Origin of the sequence: Paenibacillus pseudetheri (genome assembly GCF_924513355.1) — a bacterium.
GTDB lineage: Bacteria > Bacillota > Bacilli > Paenibacillales > Paenibacillaceae > Paenibacillus_AQ > Paenibacillus_AQ pseudetheri.
The window spans coordinates 1-707 of sequence record NZ_CAKMAB010000102.1 but is presented as its reverse complement, the minus strand read 5'-3'; the positions used below and the strand labels follow the sequence as shown (position 1 = coordinate 707).

The window sequence follows — 707 nt, the reverse complement described above, 5'->3', positions numbered from 1 at the left end:
TTCAGTCGGCCAATCCGTTCTTCCATTGAAATGGACCATGTTCGGTTCGTTAGCTCGCGAATCCGTTCTTTAAATGCTAAGAGGCTCTTCGGTGCTATTCGAATTGTCGCCTGTTTCTGACTCAAGAAACTGAACCCTAAGAACTTCCGGTGCCAAGGTCTGGCCACCGCGCTTTTCTCCCGGTTCACTTTCAGTTTCAGCTTTCCTTCTACAAACCGACTTACCGATTCCATGACGCGTTCGCCTGCTCGCCTGCTCGCTACAAAGATATTACAGTCGTCCGCATAGCGTACAAATCGCAACCCTCGTCCACTCAATTCATTATCCAAATCATCTAGCAAAATGTTCGCCAAGAGCGGACTGAGCGGACCACCTTGTGGCGTTCCTTCCCAACTACGCTCTCGTTTTCCTTTCACCATGACTCCGGCGTTCAGATAGGCACGGATCAATGTCAGTACTCTTTTGTCCATCACCTTCCGTGCGACTCTTGCCATCAGCATGTCGTGATTCACCTGGTCAAAGAATTTCTCCAGATCCAGGTCTACCACCCATCTAAGACCGCTTTGGATATATCTTTGGGCTTGGTTGACTGCATCATGCGCACTCTTCCCTGGGCGAAAGCCGTAGCTATACCAAGAAAATTGCGCGTCAAAGATCGGGTTCATGACTTGTAGAAGGGCTTGCTGGAGAAATCGGTCCATTACAGT

General features: G+C 49.4%; 1 protein-coding gene. It reads right to left on the bottom strand.

Annotated elements, in window-relative coordinates; all coding sequences use genetic code 11:
* A partial coding sequence (locus L1028_RS31075; protein WP_253074716.1) for a reverse transcriptase domain-containing protein occupies nucleotides 1-707 on the bottom strand: 707 nt, incomplete at both ends.